At 58.4% G+C, this 26188-nt stretch carries 15 protein-coding genes, 6 tRNA genes and 3 rRNA genes; 4 read left to right on the top strand and 20 right to left on the bottom strand.

The features are described 5' to 3' along the window. Positions 1 to 89: 89 nt before the first annotated feature. The 20 genes from rpoC to PQQ86_RS18325 all read right to left on the bottom strand — a co-directional run bounded on the left by rpoC (position 90) and on the right by PQQ86_RS18325 (position 23262). The gene (gene rpoC, locus PQQ86_RS18230) at positions 90 to 4328 is read right to left on the bottom strand and encodes a DNA-directed RNA polymerase subunit beta' (RefSeq protein WP_408269328.1); all 4239 of its coding nucleotides are present in this window, start codon (positions 4326 to 4328) and stop codon (positions 90 to 92) included. 21 nt (positions 4329 to 4349) lie between these two features. Continuing rightward, a complete protein-coding gene (rpoB, locus tag PQQ86_RS18235; protein WP_054043374.1) occupies positions 4350 to 8456 on the bottom strand; it encodes a DNA-directed RNA polymerase subunit beta in 4107 nt (1368 codons plus the stop codon). 369 nt (positions 8457 to 8825) lie between these two features. Continuing rightward, positions 8826 to 9197, bottom strand: a complete 372-nt coding sequence (gene rplL / locus PQQ86_RS18240; protein ID WP_074281984.1) for a 50S ribosomal protein L7/L12 — start codon at positions 9195 to 9197, stop codon at positions 8826 to 8828. Between the two features lie 63 nt (positions 9198 to 9260). After that, positions 9261 to 9764 carry a 50S ribosomal protein L10 gene (gene rplJ / locus PQQ86_RS18245; protein ID WP_054043370.1) on the bottom strand — a complete coding sequence of 168 codons (504 nt, stop codon included), beginning with the start codon at positions 9762 to 9764 and terminating at the stop codon, positions 9261 to 9263. 302 nt (positions 9765 to 10066) lie between these two features. Next, positions 10067 to 10765: a 50S ribosomal protein L1 gene (gene rplA / locus PQQ86_RS18250; RefSeq protein ID WP_408269334.1), complete on the bottom strand. Its 699-nt coding sequence runs from the start codon at positions 10763 to 10765 to the stop codon at positions 10067 to 10069. Then, entirely contained in the window at positions 10766 to 11197 is a 432-nt protein-coding gene (gene rplK, locus PQQ86_RS18255; RefSeq protein ID WP_025496715.1) for a 50S ribosomal protein L11, read from the bottom strand. Between the two features lie 165 nt (positions 11198 to 11362). Continuing rightward, the gene (gene nusG / locus PQQ86_RS18260; protein ID WP_007180147.1) at positions 11363 to 11920 is read right to left on the bottom strand and encodes a transcription termination/antitermination protein NusG; all 558 of its coding nucleotides are present in this window, start codon (positions 11918 to 11920) and stop codon (positions 11363 to 11365) included. 1 nt (position 11921) lies between these two features. Beyond that, positions 11922 to 12302, bottom strand: coding sequence for a preprotein translocase subunit SecE (gene secE, locus PQQ86_RS18265; RefSeq protein ID WP_046567533.1), 381 nt, complete (start codon positions 12300 to 12302; stop codon positions 11922 to 11924). Between the two features lie 36 nt (positions 12303 to 12338). Continuing rightward, positions 12339 to 12414, bottom strand: a tRNA-Trp gene (locus PQQ86_RS18270). A 65-nt stretch (positions 12415 to 12479) separates the two neighbouring features. After that, on the bottom strand, positions 12480 to 13670 hold the full coding sequence (gene tuf / locus PQQ86_RS18275; RefSeq protein ID WP_063497539.1) for an elongation factor Tu: 1191 nt from the start codon (positions 13668 to 13670) through the stop codon (positions 12480 to 12482). Between the two features lie 63 nt (positions 13671 to 13733). Next, positions 13734 to 13808, bottom strand: a tRNA-Thr gene (locus PQQ86_RS18280). Between the two features lie 16 nt (positions 13809 to 13824). Further along, positions 13825 to 13898, bottom strand: a tRNA-Gly gene (locus PQQ86_RS18285). A gap of 41 nt (positions 13899 to 13939) precedes the next feature. Further along, a tRNA-Tyr gene (locus PQQ86_RS18290) sits at positions 13940 to 14025 on the bottom strand. Positions 14026 to 14181: 156 nt separating this feature from the next. After that, a 5S ribosomal RNA gene (gene rrf / locus PQQ86_RS18295) occupies positions 14182 to 14294 on the bottom strand. 208 nt (positions 14295 to 14502) lie between these two features. Next, a 23S ribosomal RNA gene (locus tag PQQ86_RS18300) occupies positions 14503 to 17383 on the bottom strand. Positions 17384 to 17725: 342 nt separating this feature from the next. After that, positions 17726 to 17801: transfer RNA gene (locus PQQ86_RS18305), tRNA-Ala, on the bottom strand. A gap of 78 nt (positions 17802 to 17879) precedes the next feature. Continuing rightward, positions 17880 to 17956: transfer RNA gene (locus PQQ86_RS18310), tRNA-Ile, on the bottom strand. Between the two features lie 63 nt (positions 17957 to 18019). Then, positions 18020 to 19550, bottom strand: a 16S ribosomal RNA gene (locus PQQ86_RS18315). Together the 16S, 23S and 5S rRNA genes with 5 tRNA genes alongside form the textbook arrangement of a ribosomal RNA operon. A gap of 496 nt (positions 19551 to 20046) precedes the next feature. After that, entirely contained in the window at positions 20047 to 21315 is a 1269-nt protein-coding gene (locus PQQ86_RS18320; protein WP_408269338.1) for an SGNH/GDSL hydrolase family protein, read from the bottom strand. A gap of 321 nt (positions 21316 to 21636) precedes the next feature. Then, complete coding sequence (locus tag PQQ86_RS18325; protein WP_408269341.1) at positions 21637 to 23262, bottom strand: NAD(P)/FAD-dependent oxidoreductase; 1626 nt, start codon at positions 23260 to 23262, stop codon at positions 21637 to 21639. Between the two features lie 217 nt (positions 23263 to 23479). On the opposite strand from PQQ86_RS18325, the gene paaA reads away from it, so the two are divergent. Genes paaA through paaD form a run of 4 tightly spaced genes read left to right on the top strand, consistent with a single transcriptional unit; the run spans position 23480 to position 26188 of the window. Continuing rightward, positions 23480 to 24478 carry a 1,2-phenylacetyl-CoA epoxidase subunit PaaA gene (gene paaA, locus PQQ86_RS18330; RefSeq protein ID WP_408269345.1) on the top strand — a complete coding sequence of 333 codons (999 nt, stop codon included), beginning with the start codon at positions 23480 to 23482 and terminating at the stop codon, positions 24476 to 24478. 39 nt (positions 24479 to 24517) lie between these two features. Then, a complete protein-coding gene (gene paaB / locus PQQ86_RS18335; protein ID WP_007179854.1) occupies positions 24518 to 24802 on the top strand; it encodes a 1,2-phenylacetyl-CoA epoxidase subunit PaaB in 285 nt (94 codons plus the stop codon). A gap of 8 nt (positions 24803 to 24810) precedes the next feature. Next, a complete protein-coding gene (gene paaC / locus PQQ86_RS18340) occupies positions 24811 to 25614 on the top strand; it encodes a 1,2-phenylacetyl-CoA epoxidase subunit PaaC (protein ID WP_408269348.1) in 804 nt (267 codons plus the stop codon). A gap of 31 nt (positions 25615 to 25645) precedes the next feature. Then, positions 25646 to 26188, top strand: a complete 543-nt coding sequence (paaD, locus tag PQQ86_RS18345) for a 1,2-phenylacetyl-CoA epoxidase subunit PaaD (RefSeq protein ID WP_408269351.1) — start codon at positions 25646 to 25648, stop codon at positions 26186 to 26188.

Here is a 26188-nt window from a genome sequence, read left to right on the forward strand (position 1 = left end):
GTGAGAAAGCGGCGCATAAAAAAAGCCGCTCAGTCGAAACTGAGCGGCTTCGCTGGCTGGTGAGCCCAAGCGGCTTGCGCCGCCGGGACTTACTCGCCTGAGTGCTGCTGCTCGGCGGCCGGGGTTTCCGGCGTACCGAATTCGAACGACTCTTCCGCAGCGATCTGGTCGAAACGCTCGCGGTCGGACAGTTCCTTGCTCTTGCGTGCCTTGTGGAACGCGAGACCCGTACCAGCCGGGATCAGACGCCCAACGATCACGTTTTCCTTCAGCCCGCGCAGATCGTCGCGCTTGCCCATGATCGCCGCTTCGGTCAGCACGCGAGTCGTTTCCTGGAACGACGCCGCGGAGATGAACGAATCGGTCGACAGCGATGCCTTCGTGATACCGAGCAGCACGTTGTCGTAGGTTGCCGGGATCTTGCCTTCCGCAGCCATCCGGTCGTTCTCATCGAGCATATCCGAGCGCTCGACCTGTTCGCCCATGATGAAGCGCGTGTCACCGTTATCGACAATCTGCACGCGGCGCAGCATCTGACGGACGATCACTTCAATGTGCTTGTCATTGATCTTCACGCCCTGCAGACGATACACGTCCTGCACTTCGTCAACAATGTAACGAGCCAGCGCTTCGACGCCCTGCAAACGCAGAATGTCGTGTGGATCAGCCGGACCGTCGACAATCATTTCGCCCTTGTTGACGACCTGACCATCGTGCACCAGAACCTGCTTTTCCTTCGCGATCAGGAACTCGTGCTGATTGCCTTCGAGGTCCGTGATAACGAGACGCTGCTTGCCCTTCGTGTCCTTACCGAACGACGTCGTGCCCGTGACTTCCGCCAGAATACCGGCGTCCTTCGGCGAGCGCGCTTCGAACAGTTCGGCCACACGCGGCAGACCACCAGTAATGTCACGCGTTTTCTGCGATTCAACCGGGATACGTGCCAGCACTTCACCGACCTGCACTTGCTGACCGTCCTTCACGGTGATCAGAGCGCCGACCTGGAAGCCGATCTGCACCGAGTGCTCGGTGTTCGGGATCTTGACTTCTTCGCCGTTCGCGTCGAGCAGCTTGACCTGCGGACGCACCGTCTTCGACGCTTGCGAACCGCGGCGCTTCACGTCGATCACGACCAGCGTCGAGAGACCCGTCACATCGTCGATCTGCTTGGCAACCGTCACGCCTTCTTCGACGTTTTCGAACTTCACCGTACCACCGTACTCGGTGATGATCGGACGCGTCATCGGATCCCACGTCGCCAGTTGCGTGCCGGCCTTGATCTGCGCGCCGTCCAGTTGCAACAGCGTCGCGCCGTACGGCACCTTGTGACGTTCGCGCTCGCGACCGTGGTCGTCGGTGATCATCGCTTCGCCCGAACGCGAAATGACGATCTGCTCGCCCTTCGCATTGGTAACGTAACGCATCGTCGCCGTGAAACGCACCGTACCGTTCGACTTGGCTTCAACCGACGAAGCCACTGCTGCACGCGATGCCGCACCACCGATGTGGAACGTACGCATCGTCAGCTGCGTGCCCGGTTCACCGATCGACTGGGCAGCGATCACGCCAACTGCTTCGCCAACGTTGACCGACGAGCCACGACCCAGGTCGCGGCCGTAGCAGGCTGCGCACAGGCCGTAACGCGTTTCGCAAGTCAGCGGCGTACGCACGCGTACTTCGTCGATGCCGAGGCGTTCGATTTCTTCGACCGCGTCTTCGTCGAGCAACGTGCCCGTTTCGTACAGCGTTTCCTGCGTTTCCGGATTGACGACGTCAGCCACCGTCACGCGACCGAGGATACGGTCACGCAGCGCTTCGACGACTTCACCGCCTTCGACCAACGCCTTCATGGCGACGCCGTTGGACGTACCGCAATCATCCTCGACCACCACCAGATCCTGCGTCACGTCGACCAGACGACGCGTCAGGTAACCCGAGTTTGCCGTCTTCAGTGCCGTATCAGCCAGACCCTTACGTGCACCGTGGGTCGAGATGAAGTACTGCAACACGTTCAGGCCTTCGCGGAAGTTCGCCGTAATCGGCGTCTCGATGATCGAGCCGTCCGGCTTCGCCATCAGGCCACGCATACCGGCCAGCTGACGAATCTGAACCGCGGAACCACGAGCACCCGAGTCCGCCATCATGTAGATGGAGTTGAACGATTCCTGACGCGTTGCGTTGCCGTCGCGATCGACCACAGGTTCCGTCGACAGCTGTTCCATCATCGCCTTGCCGACCGCTTCCGACGTTGCCGACCAGATGTCGACCACGTTGTTGTAGCGCTCTTGCGACGTGACGAGACCCGACATGTACTGACGGTCGTATTCCTTCACCTTCTTCGCGGCGTCGCCGACGATCTGTTCTTTCTGCGGCGGCACGAGCATGTCGTCGACGCAAATCGAAATACCGGCGCGCGTTGCCAGACGGAAACCCATCTGCATCAGCTGATCGGCAAAAATCACCGTCTCACGCAGACCGCACTTTCGGAATGCGGTGTTGATCAGACGCGAGATTTCCTTCTTCTTCAGCGGCTTGTTCAGCACCGAGAACGGCAGACCCGGCGGCAGAATTTCCGACAGGATCGAACGGCCAACGGTCGTCGGATACAGCGTAATCTTCGGCACGAACTTCGGCGCGCCTTCCGACGTGTCTTCGTTGTGGACCATTTCTGTGATCCGAACGTTGACGCGCGAGGCCAGCTCGACTTCCTTGTTCTCGTACGCACGCAGTGCTTCCGACACGCCGGTGAACGTCAGGCCTTCGCCCTTGGCGTTCACTGCTTCACGCGTCGCATAGTACAGGCCGAGCACGATATCCTGCGACGGCACGATCGACGGGTCGCCGTTAGCCGGGAACAGGATGTTGTTCGACGCCAGCATCAGCGTACGAGCTTCCATCTGCGCTTCGAGCGACAGCGGCACGTGCACAGCCATCTGGTCACCGTCGAAGTCGGCGTTGAACGCCGCGCAAACGAGCGGGTGCAGCTGGATAGCCTTACCTTCGATCAGCACCGGCTCGAAAGCCTGAATGCCAAGACGGTGCAGCGTCGGCGCACGGTTCAGCATGACCGGATGTTCGCGGATCACCTCTTCGAGGATGTCCCACACCACCGGCGTCTGGTTCTCGACTTCCTTCTTCGCAGCCTTGATGGTGGTAGCAACACCCATCACTTCGAGCTTGTTGAAGATGAACGGCTTGAACAGTTCGAGCGCCATCAGCTTCGGCAGACCGCACTGATGCAGCTTGAGCGTCGGGCCGACCACGATCACCGAACGGCCCGAGTAGTCAACGCGCTTACCGAGCAAGTTCTGACGGAAACGCCCGCCCTTACCCTTGATCATGTCAGCGAGCGACTTCAGCGGACGCTTGTTCGCGCCGGTCATTGCCTTACCGCGACGACCATTGTCGAGCAACGAATCGACGGCTTCCTGCAGCATCCGCTTTTCGTTGCGGACGATGATTTCAGGCGCCTTCAGTTCGAGCAGACGCTTCAACCGGTTGTTACGGTTGATCACTCGGCGATACAGGTCGTTCAGGTCCGACGTCGCGAAGCGGCCGCCATCCAGCGGCACCAGCGGACGCAGTTCCGGCGGCAGCACCGGCAGCACTTCGAGCACCATCCAGTCAGGCTTGATGCCCGAACGTTGGAAAGCCTCGAGCACCTTCAGGCGCTTCGCGTACTTCTTGATCTTCGCTTCCGAACCCGTGTTCTTGAGTTCGGTGCGCAGCATCTCGACCTGTTCGTCGATGTTGATCGCGCGCAGCAGTTCGCGAACGCCTTCCGCGCCCATCTCGGCACGGAATTCGTCACCGTACTCTTCGACCTTGTTGTAGTAATCCTCTTCCGTCATGATCTGCCGCGCTTTCAACGGCGTCATGCCCGGATCGATCACCACGTATGCTTCGAAGTACAGCACGCGTTCGATGTCGCGCAGCGTCATGTCGAGCACCATGCCCAGACGCGACGGCAGCGACTTCAGGAACCAGATGTGAGCGACCGGCGAGGCCAACTCAATGTGGCCCATCCGTTCGCGACGCACCTTCGCGAGCGTCACTTCGACGCCGCACTTTTCACAGATCACGCCACGATGCTTCAGGCGCTTGTACTTGCCGCAAAGGCATTCGTAGTCTTTGATCGGCCCGAAAATCTTCGCGCAGAACAAACCATCGCGTTCCGGCTTGAACGTCCGGTAGTTGATGGTTTCCGGCTTCTTGACTTCACCGAACGACCACGAACGGATCTTGTCTGGCGAGGCCAGACCGATCTTGATCGCGTCAAAAACTTCAGGCTGTTGGACTTGCTTGAATAGATCGAGCAGAGCTTTCATTGCTTTCTCTCCGTAGTCCGATTAGTTGCGGTCGAGGTCGATATCGATACCGAGCGAGCGGATTTCCTTCACCAACACGTTGAAGGATTCCGGCATGCCGGCGTCGATCACGTGATCACCCTTGACCAGGTTCTCATACACCTTGGTCCGGCCCGCCACGTCATCCGACTTCACCGTCAGCATTTCTTGCAACACGTACGATGCGCCGTACGCTTCGAGCGCCCAAACTTCCATTTCACCGAAACGCTGGCCACCGAACTGCGCCTTACCGCCCAACGGCTGCTGCGTCACGAGCGAGTATGGGCCCGTGGAACGCGCGTGCATCTTGTCGTCGACCAAGTGGTGCAGTTTCAGGTAGTGCATGTAGCCGACTGTCACCGTACGTTCGAACATTTCACCCGTTCGGCCGTCATACAGACGCACCTGGTTCTTCGACGGCGTCATGCCGAGGTTCTTCGCGATGTCGTCCGGGAATGCCAGATCCAGCGCGCGCGACATTTCTTCTTCCGTCGCACCGTCGAACACCGGCGTGGCAAACGGAACGCCTTCGCGCAGGTTCTTCGCCAGTTCGACGATTTCGTCGTCCGTGAAGCTGTCCAGCTCTTCAGCGCGGCCCGACTCGTTGTAAATCTTGGTCAGGAATTCGCGCAGTTCAGCGATCTTCGCCTGACGCTGCAGCATTTCTGCAATACGCCAGCCGAGACCCTTCGCGGCCCAACCCAGATGCACTTCGAGAACCTGACCCACGTTCATCCGCGACGGCACGCCGAGCGGATTCAGCACGACGTCAGCCGGACGGCCATCGGCCATGTACGGCATGTCTTCGATCGGAACGATCTTCGACACCACACCCTTGTTACCGTGACGGCCGGCCATCTTGTCGCCAGGCTGCAGGCGACGCTTCACAGCCAGATACACCTTGACCATCTTCAGCACGCCCGGCGGCAGTTCGTCGCCTTGCGTCAGCTTCTTGCGCTTTTCTTCGAACGCCAAATCGAACTGGTGACGCTTCTGTTCGATCGAGTCCTTGATCGCTTCGAGCTGTGCCGCTGCTTCTTCGTCCGCGAGGCGGATGTCGAACCAGTGGTAATGGTCGAGATCTTCCAGGTAAGCCTGTTCGATCTTCGTACCCTTCGCGAGCTTCTTCGGACCGCCGTTTGCGACCTTGCCGGTCAACATACGTGCGAGACGCTGGAATGCATCGCCTTCCACGATACGCAGCTGATCGTTCAGGTCGAGGCGATAACGCTTCAGTTCATCGTCGATGATCTGTTGCGCACGCTTGTCGCGCTGAATGCCTTCACGCGTGAACACTTGCACGTCGATGACCGTGCCGCTCATGCCCGACGGCACGCGCAGCGACGTATCCTTCACGTCCGAAGCCTTCTCACCGAAGATCGCGCGCAGCAGCTTTTCTTCCGGCGTCAGTTGGGTTTCGCCCTTCGGCGTGACCTTACCGACCAGCACGTCGCCTGCTTCGACTTCAGCGCCGATGTAGACGATGCCCGACTCGTCGAGACGGCCGAGTTGCACTTCAGCCAGGTTCGAGATGTCGCGCGTGATTTCTTCCGGTCCGAGCTTCGTATCGCGAGCTACGACGTTCAGTTCTTCGATGTGGATCGACGTGTAACGGTCGTCAGCAACCACCTTCTCCGAGATCAAGATCGAATCTTCGAAGTTGTAGCCGTTCCACGGCATGAACGCGACCAGCATGTTCTGGCCGAGAGCCAGTTCGCCGAGGTCGGTCGATGCACCGTCAGCCAGCACGTCGCCACGCGACACGATATCGCCGACCTTCACGATCGGGCGCTGGTTGATGTTCGTGTTCTGATTCGAACGCGTGTACTTGATCAGGTTGTAGATGTCCACGCCGACGTCGCCAGCAACGGCTTCATCGTCGTTCACGCGGATCACCATACGGCCTGCGTCGACGTAATCGACCACGCCACCGCGGAATGCCTGAACCGTCGTACCCGAGTCAACTGCCACCGTGCGTTCGATACCCGTACCGACCACGGCCTTTTCAGGACGCAGACACGGCACAGCCTGACGTTGCATGTTCGAACCCATCAATGCGCGATTCGCGTCATCGTGCTCGAGGAACGGGATCAGCGATGCTGCCACCGAAACGATCTGCGACGGCGCCACGTCCATGTACTGGATGCGGTCCGGCGTAACCATCAGCGTTTCGCCCGCTTCACGCGACGACACCAGTTCGTCGGTCAGCGAGCCATCAGCAGCAACCGCCGCGTTCGCCTGTGCGATCACGTAACGGCCTTCTTCGATCGCCGACAGATAGTCGATTTGATCGGTCACCTTGCTGTCCACGACCTTGCGATACGGCGTTTCCAGGAAGCCGTATTCGTTCAGGTGCGCGTACAGTGCGAGCGAGTTGATCAGGCCGATGTTCGGACCTTCTGGCGTTTCAATCGGGCATACACGGCCATAGTGGGTCGGGTGCACGTCGCGGACTTCAAAGCCAGCACGCTCACGCGTCAAACCGCCCGGGCCAAGTGCCGAAACGCGGCGCTTGTGGGTGATTTCCGACAGCGGGTTCGTTTGGTCCATGAACTGCGACAGCTGCGACGAACCGAAGAACTCACGAATCGCCGACGAAATCGGCTTCGAGTTAATCAGGTCGTGCGGCATCAGGTTTTCGCTTTCGGCCTGGCCGAGGCGTTCCTTCACAGCACGTTCGACACGCACGAGACCTGCGCGGAACTGGTTTTCCGCCAGTTCGCCGACGCAACGCACACGACGATTGCCCAAGTGGTCGATGTCGTCCACTTCGCCCTTGCCGTTGCGCAGCTCGACCAGGATCTTGATCGTTGCGAGAATGTCGTCGTCTTGCAGCGTCATCGGGCCGACGATTTCGTCGCGACCGACACGGCGGTTGAACTTCATACGACCCACCTTGGAGAGGTCGTATGCGTCTTCGCTATAGAACAGACGGTTGAACAACGCCTCGACCGCTTCTTCGGTCGGCGGTTCGCCCGGACGCATCATGCGATAGATCGCAATGCGTGCAGCCATCTTGTCCGCGGTTTCGTCGATACGCAGCGTCGACGAGATGTACGGACCTTGATCCAGGTCGTTCGTGTAGAGCGTCTGGATGTCTTTGATCTTCGATTCGCGGAGTTTTTCGAGGACGGTTTCGGTGATTTCGTCGTTCGCGTTGGCGATGACTTCACCCGTGTCGCCGTCGACGACGTTCTTCGCGAGCACGCGGCCAAGCAGATAGTCTTCCGGCACCGAGATAAACTTCGTCTTCGCGTTGTCGAGATCGCGAATGTGCTTCGCGTTGATCCGCTTGTCCTTCTGGACGATCACGTTGCCGTCACGATCCGTAATGTCGAAACGTGCGACTTCACCACGCAGACGCTCCGGCACGAATTCCATCTGCGCGCCTTCCGGCATCAGCGTGAAATTGTCGAACACGAAGAAGTTCGCGAGGATCTGTTCCGGCGTCAGGCCAATAGCCTTGAGCAGGATCGTGACCGGCATCTTGCGACGGCGGTCGACGCGGAAATACAGCACGTCCTTCGGATCGAATTCGAAGTCGAGCCACGAACCGCGGTAAGGAATGATACGTGCCGAGAACAGGAGCTTGCCCGAGCTGTGCGTCTTGCCCTTGTCGTGTTCGAAGAACACGCCCGGCGAACGATGCAGTTGCGAAACGATCACGCGTTCCGTGCCGTTGATGACGAACGAACCCGTCGGCGTCATGAGCGGAATTTCGCCCATGTACACTTCCTGCTCCTTCACTTCTTTGACGACCGGCTTGCTCGGCGATTCCTTGTCGAGCAGCACCAGGCGCACTTTCGCGCGCAGTGCTGAGCAGTACGTCAAACCGCGCTGCTGACATTCCTTGATGTTGAATGCCGGCGGCGACAGCATGTAGCTGACGAACTCTAGACGTGCGAACCCGTTATGCGAAACAATCGGAAAAACGGACGTGAACGCAGCTTGCAGGCCTTCCGGCTTGCGCTGCGTGGATGACGTGTCTGCTTGCAGAAACGTGCTGAATGATTCAAGCTGGGTAGCCAGCAGGAAAGGTACTTGGTGAACGATGGGGCGCTTCGCAAAACTCTTGCGAATGCGCTTCTTCTCGGTGAAGGAATATTGCATACGATCTCCGAATCACGGCGGGCATTGTTGTCGAGGCAGGATACCTTGATGAGACAACCCGAGTGTTCACCGACTGAGACCCGATGGCCGTCCGATGGCTTGAACGAGCCTAGAAGCTTGGTGGTTGGCCGCTACCAACCGCTGGCTGACGGCAGCGGATGCCTATGTTGCCCGCTACCCGACCAAACTTGCCTTCTGCAGTCGCTTCAGAAGACAAAGAGAAGCGCCGGTCAATATTGCCGATAGGCGATTTTCTTTGGCTTCTGGGACCCTGTTCTTGCCGAAACTTGCTGACAAAAACATGGTTCCCACAAAGCACAAAAAGGCCGGCGGTGGAAAACCGCCAGCCTTCGCACAACGCGCCGAAACTTACTTGATTTCAGCCTTCGCGCCGGCTTCTTCCAACTTCTTCTTGGCTTCTTCAGCAGCAGCCTTCGGCACCGCTTCCTTAACAGGCTTCGGTGCACCGTCAACCAGGTCCTTCGCTTCCTTCAGGCCGAGACCCGTCAGTTCACGAACAGCCTTAATGACCGAAACTTTGTTCGCGCCGACTTCCGTCAGGTTGACCGTGAATTCGGTTTGCTCTTCAGCGACAGCTGCAGCTGCGCCTGCCGGGCCTGCCACTGCAACAGCAGCTGCCGACACGCCAAACTTTTCTTCGAACGCCTTAACCAGCTCGTTCAGTTCCAGAACCGACATCGAGCTTACTGCCTCGAGGATGTCATCTTTTGCGATTGCCATTTGAAATACTCCTAAATTGAATTCGGATACAGCCAGCGATCAATCACGCTCGACTGAAGTGCGTTACGCAGCAGCTTCTTCGCCTTGTTTCTTTTCTGCCAGCGCGGCCAGAGCGCGCGCAAAGCCGGAAACAGGTGCTTGCATAACGTACAACAGCTTGGAGAGCAGTTCTTCGCGGCTCGGGATGTTTGCCAGCGCTTGCACGCCAGCCTTGTCCATCACCTTGCCTTCGTAGGAACCAGCCTTGATGATCAACTTGTCATTGCTTTTGCCGAAGTCGTTGACGACCTTAGCAGCGGCAATGGCATCTTCCGAGATGCCGTAGATCAGGGGACCGGTCATCTGCTCTGCCAAAGAAGCAAACGGGGTACCTTCAACGGCGCGACGCGCCAGCGTGTTTTTCAACACACGAAGGTAAACCTGTTGCTCACGCGCTTTCGCGCGCAGCTTGGTCAGATCGCCAACCGTGATCCCACGATACTCAGCCAGAACCACGGTCTGGGCTTTCGCGACTTGCGCGGCAACCTCAGCGACGACGGCCTGCTTGCTTTCTTTATTGAGTGGCACGGTTAACCTCCAGATTCGATACACGCAGCGTGCGCCTTGTGTACCGCGTTCAATAACGGCGTCCGACCAGTCAGGAGTATTTCGACCGCCCGATATCCACATTTCTGCGGACATCCAACGGCTTCATCACTACAAAACCTTTTCGGGTTCGCCATCTGCGTTGGCTTTACATTAAGGGACCGCCTGCCTGCTGCGTTCCCGCCAACGGTCTTTGACAACCGGTCGCACGATGCAGACTGCCATCTTGCGACCGCCCAAAGCCCATAAAACCGCCTCGACTTGCATCGAGGCGATGAAATTTATTACTGTGCTGCGATCGATGCCTGGTCGACGCGAACGCCAACACCCATCGTGCTCGACAGCGCAACCTTACGCAGGTACACACCCTTGCTCGTCGCCGGCTTCGCCTTTTGCAGCGCATCGACCAGAGCATTCAGGTTGCTACGCAGAGCGGTCGGCTCGAACGATGCGCGGCCAATCGTGGCGTGGATGATACCGGCCTTGTCGACACGGAATTGCACCTGACCTGCCTTGGCGTTCCTGACTGCAGTCGCAACGTCCGGCGTGACCGTGCCAACTTTCGGGTTCGGCATCAGACCGCGCGGGCCGAGGATCTGACCGAGCGTACCGACGACGCGCATTGTGTCCGGCGAAGCGATCACGATGTCGAAGTCCAACTTGCCGGCCTTGACCTGTTCAGCCAAGTCTTCCATACCGACGATTTCTGCGCCGGCCGCACGAGCTTGCTCAGCCTTTTCGCCTTGCGCGAACACTGCCACGCGAACCGACTTACCGGTACCAGCCGGCAGCACGACCGAGCCGCGAACCACTTGGTCCGACTTCTTCGCGTCGATGCCGAGCTGCACTGCAACGTCGATCGACTCATCGAACTTCGCGCTTGCGCATTCCTTCACGAGCGACAGAGCTTCGTCGATCGCGTACAGTTTTTGACGATCAACCTTGGCTGCAAATGCTTGCAGACGCTTTGAAAGCTTAGCCATTTACACGCCCTCCACGGTGATGCCCATCGAGCGGGCGCTACCAGCGATCGTACGAACCGCTGCGTCCAGATCAGCTGCCGTCAGATCGGGCATCTTGGTCTTGGCGATGTCTTCAGCTTGAGCGCGGGTGATCTTGCCGACCTTGTCGGTATGCGGCTTGGCCGAACCCTTGTCGATCTTCGCTGCCTTCTTGATCAGAACCGTAGCCGGCGGCGTCTTCAGAACGAACGTGAAGCTCTTGTCCGCGAACGCGGTGATCACGACCGGAATCGGCAGACCCGGTTCCATAGCTTGAGTCTGCGCGTTGAACGCCTTGCAGAACTCCATGATGTTCAGGCCGCGTTGGCCCAGTGCCGGACCGACCGGCGGCGACGGGTTGGCTTTACCTGCAGGAATCTGCAGCTTGATAAAGCCGATGATTTTCTTTGCCATTTTGAAAACCTCTTAGGAACGCCGCCCTAGTACAAGCGGACATTCAGTGAGTAGTAGCGCGCGTTCGCCGAAAAACAGACTACTTACGCTCCTCAACGGCCATTACGCGGACCGTAAGCGCGAAATACGGAACGCACCGACCGGTGCGCCCCGTAGAATTCTGGATTACAACTTTTCGACCTGGCCGAATTCCAGCTCGACCGGCGTTGCGCGGCCGAAGATTGTAACGGAAACACGGACGCGCGACTTTTCGTAGTTCACTTCTTCGACGCTGCCGTTGAAATCCGTGAACGGACCGTCCTTCACCCGCACCATCTCGCCTACTTCGAACAGGGTCTTCGGACGTGGCTTTTCCACGCCTTCCTGCATTTGCGACATGATCTTCTCGACTTCCCGCGGGGAAATCGGGCTCGGACGATTACGCGCACCGCCTACGAAACCCGTCACCTTGGCCGTGTTCTTCACGAGGTGCCACGTTTCGTCTGTCATTTCCATTTCCACAAGGACATAGCCCGGAAAGAAACGACGCTCGGTCACCGATTTGTGACCGCCTTTCACCTCGACCACTTCTTCAGTCGGAACGAGGATTTGACCAAACTGGTCTTGCATGCCAGCACGTTCGATGCGCTCTTGAAGCGCACGTTGCACGCTCTTCTCCATGCCGGAGTAGGCGTGCACCACGTACCAACGTTTGCCGCTCGGGGATGCCGGAGTATCGCTCATATCATTTCCAACCCAGAATCACCGAGAAAATCGCCCATTCGATGGATTTATCGCTAATCCAAAGAAAGATCGCCATGACAAACACGAAGCCGAACACTACGAGTGTTGTCTGGGTAGCCTCTTTACGAGTCGGCCAGACAACCTTGCGAACTTCTTTGTACGAGTCTTTGGCGAAAGCGATGAAACCCTTGCCAGGCGCGGAGAGAAGACCGACTGCAACACCCGCGATAGCGCCAACAGCCAAGGCGGCTCCGCGGACGTACCATTCCTGGCCGCTGAGCCAGAAGAACCCCACGAACCCGGCCAAGACCAACAATACGCCCGCGACGAGCATCAGCTTGTCGCCGGATGTATTTACAGTTTCGACGGAAGGATTCGCCATAACACCTTAACGAAGCGCCATATATGACGCGAGAGTTGGCAGGGGCAGAGGGAATCGAACCCCCAACCTTCGGTTTTGGAGACCGACGCTCTGCCAGTTGAGCTATACCCCTAAACCATTTTGGGGTTGACGACACCGCCAACCCCGAAACTACCGATCAACGAGAACTTTCTGGCGTTACTCGAGAATCTTGGCAACCACACCTGCGCCGACCGTACGGCCGCCTTCGCGGATTGCGAAACGCAGACCTTCTTCCATCGCGATCGGATTGATCAGCTTCACCGTGATCGACACGTTGTCGCCCGGCATGACCATTTCCTTGTCCTTCGGCAACTCGATCGAGCCCGTCACGTCCGTCGTACGGAAGTAGAACTGCGGACGATAGTTGTTGAAGAACGGCGTGTGGCGGCCGCCTTCGTCCTTGCTCAGCACGTACACTTCAGCCGTGAAGTGCGTGTGCGGGTTGATCGAACCCGGCTTCGCCAGAACCTGGCCACGCTCCACGTCTTCACGCTTCGTGCCGCGCAGCAGGATACCAACGTTGTCGCCTGCCTGACCCTGGTCGAGCAGTTTGCGGAACATTTCCACGCCCGTGCAGGTCGTCTTCACCGTCGGCTTGATACCGACGATTTCGATTTCTTCACCGACCTTCACCACGCCGCGCTCAACGCGACCCGTCACCACCGTACCGCGACCCGAGATCGAGAACACGTCTTCCACCGGCATCAGGAACGCACCGTCAACTGCGCGCTCCGGCGTCGGGATGTACGTGTCCAGCGCGTCGGCCAGGTTCATGATCGCCACTTCGCCCAGCTCGCCCGTGTCGCCTTCCAGCGCCAGCTTGGCCGAACCCTTGATGATCGGCGTGTCGTCGCCCGGGAAGTCGTACTTCGACAGAAGTTCGCGAACTTCCATCTCGACCAGCTCCAGCAGCTCAGCGTCGTCCACCATGTCGCACTTGTTCAGGAACACGATGATGTACGGAACGCCAACCTGACGCGCCAGCAGGATGTGCTCACGCGTTTGCGGCATCGGGCCGTCTGCGGCCGAGCACACCAGGATCGCGCCGTCCATCTGTGCTGCGCCCGTGATCATGTTCTTCACATAGTCAGCGTGGCCCGGGCAATCGACGTGCGCGTAGTGGCGGTTAGCCGTTTCGTACTCGACGTGTGCCGTGTTGATCGTGATACCACGCGCCTTTTCTTCCGGCGCCGCGTCGATCTGGTCATACGCCTTTGCTTCGCCGCCAAACTTCTTGGTCAGCACCGTCGTGATCGCTGCCGTCAGCGTGGTCTTGCCGTGGTCAACGTGACCGATCGTGCCGACGTTCACGTGCGGCTTGGTCCGCTCAAACTTACCCTTGGCCATTTTCGACTCCTAAGAGGATTTATCCGTACGTTGCGCCGCGCGCAAACAATCACCGAGTACTTCTGGTGCCCATGGGCAGGATCGAACTGCCGACCTCTCCCTTACCAAGGGAGTGCTCTACCACTGAGCCACATGGGCGCTACTTCTTTGTTGCTGGAGCGGGTGAAGGGAATCGAACCCTCGTCGTAAGCTTGGAAGGCTTCTGCTCTACCATTGAGCTACACCCGCAAGGATCCATGGATTCCCAACTACTGCTACAGCTTGCATTCTGGTGGAGGAGGTTGGATTCGAACCAACGTAGGCGTAAGCCAACAGATTTACAGTCTGCCCCCTTTAGCCGCTCGGGCACCCCTCCGCAGAGAACTGATGATTATGAGGGAACAACCGCTTTCTGTCAAGGCTTGCTTGACCGTTCCAAACTCATAGCTCTCACTTATATAGTGATTCCAACTCCGACCGTAAACGCAGAAACCCCACCGTTGCGGGGTGGGGTTTCTGGTGCTGCTGGGGAGCCTGACGATTACCTACTTTCACACGGGAATCCGCACTATCATCGGCGTGGAGTCGTTTCACGGTCCTGTTCGGGATGGGAAGGGGTGGGACCGACTCGCTATGGTCATCAGGCATGACTTGTTGCCGTACTGCTCGTGGAGCAATACAACCAATCTGGAAGAAGTAGCTGAGAGGATGCCTCTCGGTATTACTTTGGGTTGTGCGTATCGTGCACAACATCGATCTCAACCTGTGTGTTCTGCTCCCCCATCCGGGGGTTCACACGTATCCCCTTCGGGGATCGGACCAGCGTAAGCGCTGGTCGAGACACACCTGTTATAGGATCAAGCCTTACGGGCAATTAGTATCAGTTAGCTTAACGCATTACTGCGCTTCCACACCTGACCTATCAACGTCCTGGTCTTGAACGACCCTTCAAGGGGCTCGAAGCCCCGGGGATATCTCATCTTAAGGCGAGTTTCCCGCTTAGATGCTTTCAGCGGTTATCTCTTCCGAACATAGCTACCCGGCGATGCCACTGGCGTGACAACCGGTACACCAGAGGTTCGTCCACTCCGGTCCTCTCGTACTAGGAGCAGCCCCCTTCAAATATCCAGCGCCCACGGCAGATAGGGACCAAACTGTCTCACGACGTTTTAAACCCAGCTCACGTACCTCTTTAAATGGCGAACAGCCATACCCTTGGGACCGGCTACAGCCCCAGGATGAGATGAGCCGACATCGAGGTGCCAAACACCGCCGTCGATATGAACTCTTGGGCGGTATCAGCCTGTTATCCCCAGAGTACCTTTTATCCGTTGAGCGATGGCCCTTCCATACAGAACCACCGGATCACTATGACCTGCTTTCGCACCTGCTCGACTTGTCGGTCTCGCAGTTAAGCACGCTTATGCCATTGCACTATCAGCACGATTTCCGACCGTACCTAGCGTACCTTCGTACTCCTCCGTTACACTTTGGGAGGAGACCGCCCCAGTCAAACTGCCTACCATGCACTGTCCCCAGTCCGGATAACGGACCAAGGTTAGAACCTCAAACAAACCAGGGTGGTATTTCAAGGGCGGCTCCACGCAGACTGGCGTCCACGCTTCATAGCCTCCCACCTATCCTACACAGATCGGTTCAAAGTCCAATGCAAAGCTACAGTAAAGGTTCATGGGGTCTTTCCGTCTAGCCGCGGGGAGATTGCATCATCACAAACACTTCAACTTCGCTGAGTCTCGGGAGGAGACAGTGTGGCCATCGTTACGCCATTCGTGCAGGTCGGAACTTACCCGACAAGGAATTTCGCTACCTTAGGACCGTTATAGTTACGGCCGCCGTTTACCGGGACTTCAATCAAGAGCTTGCACCCCATCATTTAATCTTCCGGCACCGGGCAGGCGTCACACCCTATACGTCCACTTTCGTGTTTGCAGAGTGCTGTGTTTTTATTAAACAGTCGCAGCCACCAGTTTATTGCAACCCCTTCACCCTTTGCGCGCAGGCGCATCAAGCTACAGGGGCGTACCTTATCCCGAAGTTACGGTACCAATTTGCCGAGTTCCTTCTCCCGAGTTCTCTCAAGCGCCTTAGAATACTCATCTCGCCCACCTGTGTCGGTTTGCGGTACGGTCTTGTTAAACTGAAGCTTAGAGGCTTTTCTTGGAACCACTTCCAGTTGCTTCTTCACCGAAGTGAATGGCCTCGCACCCTTGAATTCCGCGCCCGGATTTGCCTAAGCGCCTTCTCCAATGCAAGGACCGGGACTTCCAACACCCGGACAACCTTCCGCGATCCGTCCCCCCATCGCATTTAACAATGGTGCAGGAATATTAACCTGCTTCCCATCAGCTACGCATTTCTGCCTCGCCTTAGGGGCCGACTCACCCTACGCCGATGAACGTTGCGTAGGAAACCTTGGGCTTACGGCGAGGGGGCCTTTCACCCCCTTTATCGCTACTCATGTCAGCATTCGCACTTCCGATACCTCCAGCGCACTTTTCAATGCACCTTCGCAGGCTTACGGAACGCTCTCCTACCATGCACATAAATGTGCATCCGCAGCTTCGGTATATTGCTTAGCCCCGTTACATCTTCCGCGCAGGACGACTCGATCAGTGAGCTATTACGCTTTCTTTAAAGGATGGCTGCTTCTAAGCCAACCTCCTGACTGTTTTAGCCTTCCCACTTCGTTTCCCACTTAGCAATATTTGGGGACCTTAGCTGGCGGTCTGGGTTGTTTCCCTCTTGACACCGGACGTTAGCACCCGATGTCTGTCTCCCGTGATTGCACTCTTCGGTATTCGGAGTTTGCTATGGCGTAGTAATCCGCAATGGACCCCACAACCATGACAGTGCTCTACCCCCGAAGGTGATACACGAGGCACTACCTAAATAGTTTTCGGAGAGAACCAGCTATTTCCAGGTTTGTTTAGCCTTTCACCCCTATCCACAGCTCATCCCCTAACTTTTCAACGTTAGTGGGTTCGGACCTCCAGTACGTGTTACCGCACCTTCATCCTGGCCATGGATAGATCACCTGGTTTCGGGTCTACACCCAGCGACTGAATCGCCCTGTTCGGACTCGCTTTCGCTACGCCTGCCCTAATCGGTTAAGCTTGCCACTGAATGTAAGTCGCTGACCCATTATACAAAAGGTACGCAGTCACCCCACAAGGAGGCTCCTACTGTTTGTATGCATGCGGTTTCAGGATCTATTTCACTCCCCTCCCGGGGTTCTTTTCGCCTTTCCCTCACGGTACTGGTTCACTATCGGTCGATCACGAGTATTTAGCCTTGGAGGATGGTCCCCCCATCTTCAGACAGGATTTCACGTGTCCCGCCCTACTTGTCGTACACCCAGTTCTTCCTCGCTGTTTTCGTCTACAGGGCTATCACCTGCTATGGCGGCACTTTCCAGAGCCTTCGACTAACAATGAAGATAAAGAGTACAGGCTGGTCCCATTTCGCTCGCCACTACTCTGGGAATCTCGGTTGATTTCTTTTCCTGCGGTTACTTAGATGTTTCAGTTCACCGCGTTCGCTTCACGTAGCCTATGTATTCAGCTACGGATACCTCAAAAGAGGTGGGTTTCCCCATTCGGACATCGGGGGATCAAAGCTCGTTTGCCAGCTCCCCCCCGCTTTTCGCAGGCTACCGCGTCCTTCATCGCCTGTGATCGCCAAGGCATCCACCACATGCACTTGTTCGCTTGACCCTATAACGGGTGTGTCTCGCACTGCATCCACGGGGAATGAAGTGTTTCGTCACAGTCGCTACAGGTTGAGTATTCGTGTTGCGCCGTATTCCAAGAGCAATCTTTCGATTCCCCTTTTCATACATTGATACAATCACAACCCTGATTCACCTACTCACACACCCATCTCTAGATGTCCTTTCGTGAATCTCTTTACTACTTCTTCCTGATTGTTAAAGAACGACAGCCGATAGCGCGGTTGCTATAACCGCGTATCACTCTGACTGGCTCAATCGCCAATGCCTGTTTCACTACACCGCAAATCCCTTTCAGGGCCGCTGCAGTAAAACCGGCATTGAAGATTGGTGGAGGATGACGGGATCGAACCGACGACCCCCTGCTTGCAAAGCAGGTGCTCTCCCAGCTGAGCTAATCCCCCAGTCATACACGGATACTGCTATCCGTATATTGATAGCCCCAGGGGGTTCAGTGATCAGCGCAGCCACCGCAGAAACAGTGGTGGGTCTGGATGGATTCGAACCATCGACCCCCGCCTTATCAAGACGGTGCTCTAACCAACTGAGCTACAGACCCCTGAGTCTGTCCTGTTCACAGCCGATAAGCGTGAGCGCTCAACGTTCGACACGTTAGCTCGAGAAAGGAGGTGATCCAGCCGCACCTTCCGATACGGCTACCTTGTTACGACTTCACCCCAGTCATGAATCCTACCGTGGTGACCGTCCTCCTTGCGGTTAGACTAGCCACTTCTGGTAAAACCCACTCCCATGGTGTGACGGGCGGTGTGTACAAGACCCGGGAACGTATTCACCGCGGCATGCTGATCCGCGATTACTAGCGATTCCAGCTTCACGCACTCGAGTTGCAGAGTGCGATCCGGACTACGATCGGTTTTCTGGGATTGGCTCCCCCTCGCGGGTTGGCGACCCTCTGTTCCGACCATTGTATGACGTGTGAAGCCCTACCCATAAGGGCCATGAGGACTTGACGTCATCCCCACCTTCCTCCGGTTTGTCACCGGCAGTCTCCCTAGAGTGCTCTTGCGTAGCAACTAGGGACAAGGGTTGCGCTCGTTGCGGGACTTAACCCAACATCTCACGACACGAGCTGACGACAGCCATGCAGCACCTGTGTTATGGCTCCCTTTCGGGCACCCCGACCTCTCAGCCAGGTTCCATACATGTCAAGGGTAGGTAAGGTTTTTCGCGTTGCATCGAATTAATCCACATCATCCACCGCTTGTGCGGGTCCCCGTCAATTCCTTTGAGTTTTAATCTTGCGACCGTACTCCCCAGGCGGTCAACTTCACGCGTTAGCTTCGTTACTAAGGAAATGAATCCCCAACAACTAGTTGACATCGTTTAGGGCGTGGACTACCAGGGTATCTAATCCTGTTTGCTCCCCACGCTTTCGTGCATGAGCGTCAGTATTGGCCCAGGGGGCTGCCTTCGCCATCGGTATTCCTCCACATCTCTACGCATTTCACTGCTACACGTGGAATTCTACCCCCCTCTGCCATACTCTAGCCCGCCAGTCACAAATGCAGTTCCCAGGTTAAGCCCGGGGATTTCACATCTGTCTTAGCGGACCGCCTGCGCACGCTTTACGCCCAGTAATTCCGATTAACGCTTGCACCCTACGTATTACCGCGGCTGCTGGCACGTAGTTAGCCGGTGCTTATTCTTCCGGTACCGTCATCCCCCCACCATATTAGGGCAGAGGTTTTCTTTCCGGACAAAAGTGCTTTACAACCCGAAGGCCTTCTTCACACACGCGGCATTGCTGGATCAGGGTTTCCCCCATTGTCCAAAATTCCCCACTGCTGCCTCCCGTAGGAGTCTGGGCCGTGTCTCAGTCCCAGTGTGGCTGGTCGTCCTCTCAGACCAGCTACAGATCGTCGCCTTGGTAGGCCTTTACCCCACCAACTAGCTAATCTGCCATCGGCCGCCCCTGTAGCGGGAGGTCCTAAGATCCCCCCCTTTCCTCCGTAGAGCGTATGCGGTATTAATCCGGCTTTCGCCGGGCTATCCCCCACTACAGGACACGTTCCGATGTATTACTCACCCGTTCGCCACTCGCCACCAGGATTGCTCCCGTGCTGCCGTTCGACTTGCATGTGTAAGGCATGCCGCCAGCGTTCAATCTGAGCCAGGATCAAACTCTTCAGTTCAAACCTGTTACTGTTTTTCGGTCTCTTCCGAGACCGGTCGCTCACTCAACGTACTGACGAATGATCCTCCTGCCGGCGTGAATCCACCCCGGCAGGAAAACCTTCCTTTAATACTCGTGTGAGACTTGATACTTTCGCTTGTCGCCAGACCCCGAAGAGTCCGGCTCGCGTCGCGCATCAAGCGCCCACACTTATCGGCTGTTAATTTTTAAAGATCGAGTCCGCATTCACCACCGAACCTGCACCGCGAGGCATTGACATCAATCATCAACCACCCGGCACCGCTTCGTTCTGCGTCGCTGCATCAGCAGCAGAGAAACGAGATTATGAAGGCTCTTTTTCGTTTCGTCAACAACATTTTTTTGCTTTCGCTTAAAACGTTGTTGACGCTACAGCCGCTGGTTTCCGCCGCGGCCCTCGTTCGCAAACGAGGAGGCGAACTATAGGCGAACATCAGCCATGTGACAAGGGTTTGACGAAAATCTTTTTTGGCGACTCACTTCCGGGTTGAATTCACTAAAGCGGCCACCGGAACCGCTTCGGCCATTGCGGTGTACCCCGCGTCACTGGGATGGATATGGTCGCCACTGTCAAAGGCGCGCTGCAGACGATCCGGTTGCGTCGGGTCGCGTAGCGCAGCGTCGAAATCGACAACGCCGTCGAAAGCGTGGCTGCTTCGAATCCACAGGTTGACCGCCAAGCGGATAGTCTCCCGCGGCGCGGGTAGCGATGCCGGCGTCAACGTTGCGCCGAACACCTTCACGCCATGGTGCCGTGCGTCCGCAATCACGCGCTGGTAGCCGGCAATCAGGTCGGCGGCTGTCACCGAGGTATGCGGAAAGTCGCAGTCGAGGCCGCTACGCGCTGGCATCTCCGCGAAGTTGATGTCATTGATTCCGATCAGAAGAATCGCCGTCTTGACGCCCGGGCGTTCCAGCACGTCCCGGTCAAACCGTCGGACAAGCGCATCCCCGTAGCAGGGCGAGTCGCTCAACAAGCGATTGCCGCTGATGCCAAGATTAACGATCGCCGTCGAGTGGTCGCCAGTGCTGACGAATCGGCGAGCCAGCGCGTCCGGCCAGCGCCGGTTCTGATTCAGACTCGAACGCATACCGTCAGTGATCGAGTCGCCGATTGCGGCGACGGCAGCCGATGACGGCGCATCCACCGACAAACCCGTCACCCACATATATTGCGTGAATCGGCCACGAAACGAGTCGGCGGAGGTATCGGCAGCGTGATTACCCGGTACGGAAACGTAATTCAGCTGATTCGAGACGCGATGCCATGCCACGATCCGCTGTTCCGGCCCCATGAACGCACTGATCGCGTAAGGTGCGCCCTCAGCGATGTCGATTGCAACCGGGTCGCTGTCCAACTCGGCGCCCGGCGGTACGCTCACCGAACTCTTGCCACCAAACGTCACGCGCGCCTCCCCGTTGCCCAGCGCTGCGGCGCCACCGGCCGAGCGCGCAATGCGCAACTCCTCGATGACGAGTGCCGTCTTGCCGTACTCGTTACTGAGATGGACCCGTGCGGTTTTACCGGACAGCGTCGGATAGACGATCTGGCGAACCGTTCGCCCTGCTACCTCGGGGGCGCGATATAGAGGTGGCAAATCCGACCGTTGGGGAATGGGTTGCAACGCCGTCGCCCATGCGGTGACCCAGTGCGTCGGGGCGTCAGCGGCAAAAACAGTCGGGGAAACGGCGAATTGGCAAAGCAGCGCCGCGCTACATGCGGCAGCCAGAGTGCGAATGGTCATTCGGGTGGTCAGTTCGAGGCGAAACGTGCATTGTGCCCGATCGCCATCACTGCCGCGGCTGACCGCGCGAACGCTATCGTTCGATCACCCGCGCCTGGTCGCAGGGTCGCGGTGTCGAACGTACCGCAAGTGGCGGTATGGGTATTGGGCGCACCACGCGCAACAGGACGTATTCGGCTCGCCCGGCATTGGAGAGCCCTCACCGGGACTCCAGGCGCGATGTCCGCGAAGCAGTCGTTCCGCCAGGCGACGCATAGCGCTTCACCCACATGAACCCGCCTGCCCCGCAGCCATTCGCCACTCGCACAGACGCACTACTCATCACGCCGCCGCAGGCACTCCAACCATCTTCAGCGCAAGCGCTTCGGCCACTTCGATCCCGTCGATGGCCGCCGAGTAGATCCCGCCGGCATACCCCGCGCCCTCGCCGGCCGGATACAAACCCTCGACATTCATGCTCTGATAGTCATCCCGTCGCCGCACGCGAATCGGCGACGACGTTCTCGTCTCAACACCCGTCAACACCGCGTCATGCATGGCAAACCCTGCAATCTTCTTGTCCATCTGGGGCAGCGCTTCGCGGATCGCTTCGATCACGTAATCCGGCAGCGCTGTGCTGAGATCGGTGGGATGCACGCCCGGCTTGTAGGACGGCACCACCGAACCCAGCGACGTAGACGGCCGCCCGGCAATAAAGTCGCCGACCAGCTGGCCCGGCGCCATATAGTTGCCGCCGCCCAACTCGAACGCCCGCTCTTCCCATTTGCGCTGGAACGCAATGCCGGCGAGCGGGCCGCCTGGATAATCGTCCGGCGTAATGCCGACGACAATCCCAGCATTGGCATTGCGCTCGGCCCGTGAGTACTGGCTCATGCCGTTGGTCACCACGCGGCCCGGCTCGGAAGTCGCCGCGACCACCGTGCCGCCAGGACACATACAGAAGCTATAAACCGCGCGCCCATTGCTGCAGTGGTGCACAACCTTATAGTCGGCGGCGCCGAGTTGCTTGTGACCCGCGAACTTGCCGAAACGGCTGCGATCGATCAACCCTTGCGGATGTTCAATCCGGAAACCGAGCGAAAACGGCTTCGCTTCGAGATAGACGCCGCGGTCGCTCAGCATCTGGAAGGTATCGCGCGCGCTATGGCCAACCGCCAGCACCACGTGGTCGCAGCGCAAATGCTCGCCCGTCGACAGCTTGAGCCCGCGGACCTTGCCCTGATCGATTTCGATATCGTCGACCCGCGTCTCGAAACGCACCTCGCCGCCCAGCTCATGAATGGTCGCGCGCATCTTTTCGACCATACTGACGAGGCGGAACGTGCCGATATGAGGCCGGCTCAGAAAGAGAATGTCCTCCGGCGCTCCCGCACGGACGAACTCATCGAGCACCTTGCGGCCGTAGTGCTTCGGATCCTTGATCTGACTGTAAAGCTTACCGTCCGAGAACGTGCCCGCGCCGCCCTCACCGAACTGCACATTCGATTCAGGATTGAGCACCGACTTGCGCCACAGCCCGAAAGTGTCCTTGGTGCGCTCGCGCACGGCCTTGCCGCGCTCGAGAATGATCGGACGAAAGCCCATCTGGGCGAGGATCAGCCCGGCAAACAGACCGCACGGCCCCATGCCAATCACGACCGGGCGCGGGGAAGTCAGCTGCGCCGGTGCTTTGGCGACAAAACGGTACGTCATGTCCGGCGTCACAGCGCAGTGGGGCACGTCGGCGAGCCGCTTGAGCGCGGCCGGCTCATCCTTCACCTCGACGTCGACGATGTAAGTGAGTTTGATGTCGCTGCGCTTGCGGGCGTCGTGCGCGCGGCGGAACACGGTGTATCGGATGAGCCCGTCCTCGCCCACGCCGAGTTCAGCGAGGCGCGCGCGGACGGCGGCTTCGAGAACGCTTTCGGGGTGATCGAGCGGGAGTTTAATTTCGCTTAGACGTAACATGAGTACCGGGGGATGCATGAAGGCCGCAAATCGCGGCCAATTCGCAATTTTATAGGTTATGTGTCGGTGCGGGGGCGGCAACGCTCGCGAAACACCTTGGCGACGAACCCAAGGTGTCCCTATCGGAAAGAGCCATTCGTCTCAAAAAATTTATTAACCGACCGGTCGGTTGGTTTATACTGCGCACACACAGACAACTTCCGCTGAGAGCGTCCCCATGTACACGCAATCCCTGGATATCCCCGGCAATGTCGCCCCGCTCGACGCGGCAGCGAGTTCACCCGAGCAGTCGCAATTCGACGCGGTCATGGCCGCCGACGGCAAGATCGAAGCTCAGGACTGGATGCCTGAGGCCTACCGCAAGACGCTGGTGCGGCAAATCTCGCAGCACGCGCATTCTGAAATCGTCGGCATGCTGCCGGAAGGCAACTGGATCTCACGCGCGCCAAGCCTGAAGCGCAAGGCGATCCTGCTGGCCAAAGTGCAGGACGAAGCCGGCCACGGCCTCTATCTATATAGCGCGGCCGAAACGCTGGGCGTGTCGCGCGATCAGTTGATCGCCGCGTTGCACTCGGGCAAAGCCAAATATTCGAGCATCTTCAATTACCCGACGCCTACGTGGGCGGACGTCGGCGTGATCGGCTGGCTGGTGGACGGCGCGGCGATCATGAATCAGATTCCGCTGTGCCGCTGCACTTACGGCCCTTATGCCCGCGCGATGATCCGTATCTGCAAGGAAGAGTCGTTCCACCAGCGCCAGGGCTTCGACGCGCTGATGTCGATGATGAGCGGCACCGAAGCGCAACGCGAGTTGGTCCAGCAAGCCGTGAACCGCTGGTGGTGGCCGGTGCTGATGATGTTCGGCCCGAGCGACAAAGACTCGATCCACAGCAGCCAGTCGTCGAAATGGGGCATCAAGCGCATCTCGAACGACGATCTGCGCCAGAAATTCGTCGACGCAACCGTCGACCAGGCCAAGGTGCTCGGCGTCACGCTGCCGGACCCAGACCTGAAGTGGAACGAAGCGCGCGGCCACCACGACTACGGCAATATCGACTGGGAAGAGTTCTGGCGCGTCGTGAATGGCGACGGCCCATGCAACCGCGAACGTCTCGCGACCCGCGTGAAGGCACACGACGACGGCGCCTGGGTGCGCGAAGCCGCCCTCGCTCATGCCGAAAAGCAGCGCCAGCGCGCGCAACAGCAAGCTGCCTAACCGCGGCAACAAGCCAGACAAAGTATCAGGAGATCAGCAATGAACAAGGAATGGCCGATTTGGGAAGTCTTCGTGCGCAGCAAGCAGGGACTCGACCATAAACACTGCGGCAGCCTGCATGCCGCCGACGCGCCGATGGCGCTGCGCATGGCGCGCGACGTCTACACGCGCCGCCAGGAAGGCGTGAGCATCTGGGTGGTGCCGTCGTCGGCGATCACGGCGTCCGCGCCGGAAGACAAGGCTGAGCTGTTCGAACCGGCTGGCGACAAGATTTATCGCCACCCCACGTTCTACACGCTCCCCGACGAAGTCAACCACATGTAAGCGCGGCCATGACCATCACGCCCCAACATCTGCAGTACGTGCTGCGCCTCGCGGACACCGCGCTGATCCTCGGTCAGCGCAATGCCGAGTGGTGTGGTCACGGCCCGATCCTCGAAGAGGACATCGCGCTGTCGAACATGAGTCTGGATCTGATCGGCCAGGCGCGCCTGCTGTACACGCACGCCGCCTCGCTGGAACAGCAACTCACCGGCAAAAGCCGCACGGAAGACGACTACGCCTACTTCCGTGCCGAGCGCGAGTTCGCCAACTACACGCTGGCCGAGTTGCCGCACTACGGCCCGCTCGCCGGTACCGCGCAAGCCGAGAAGGACTACGCGGTCACGATCGCGCGCAATTTCCTGTACTCGACGCTGATGGCGCATCTGTGGACGGCCCTCACTATGTCGAAAGATGAACAGCTTGCAGCGATCGCCTCAAAGTCGATCAAGGAAACTAGCTATCACGTGCACCACGCGAGCGAATGGCTGATCCGTTTCGGTGACGGCACGGAGGAGTCGCATCGCCGCGCGCAAGCCGCACTCGACTATCTGCTGCCGTACACGCGCGAGTTTTTCAGTGCGGACGCCGTGGAGGAAGCCATCGCCGCCGCCGGCATCGGGCCGCTGACTTCGGACCTCGAGGGAGCATGGCTCGAAGACGTAGAGGCCACGCTCGACCAAGCCACACTCAAGCTCCCCGAAGCGGTCAAGCACATCACGGCCGGCAAGCATGGCGAGCACTCGGAGCACATGGGCTTCGTGCTGGCCGAAATGCAAAGCCTCGCGCGTCAGCATCCCGGCGCCACCTGGTAAGCGCTCAACCGGAACCCGACGGAACTTTACGATGACGACCTCGACTGCCATGCCTACCGCCGACGCCACGCTCGAGCGCGCATGGGCCGTGCTCGAAACGGTGCCAGATCCAGAGATCCCGGTGGTATCGATTCGTGAACTCGGCATTTTGCGCGACGTGCGCCGCGCCGTCGACGGCACGCTCGAAGTTGTGATCACGCCGACCTATTCCGGTTGCCCGGCGATGTCGCAGATCGCCGAAGACGTCGCCCATGCGCTCGATGTGGCTGAGCTGAAGCCGTATCGGATCGCCACTGTGCTGGCGCCAGCCTGGACCACCGACTGGATGACCGCCGACGCGCGCGAAAAATTGCGCGCCTATGGCATCGCGCCGCCCACGGGCAATTGCGGTTCAGCCGCGCCGGTGCAGGAAAAAGTGCTGCGTTTCATGCCGCGCGCGCTGCCGGCGCCGTCGTGCCCCCGTTGCGGCTCCGCCCACACCGAGCGTCTCGCGCAATTCGGCTCGACGGCCTGCAAGGCCCTGTACCGCTGCATCGACTGCCGCGAACCCTTCGACTACTTCAAACCATACTGA

Origin of the sequence: Paraburkholderia sediminicola (assembly GCF_046026675.1) — a bacterium.
GTDB lineage: Bacteria > Pseudomonadota > Gammaproteobacteria > Burkholderiales > Burkholderiaceae > Paraburkholderia > Paraburkholderia sediminicola_F.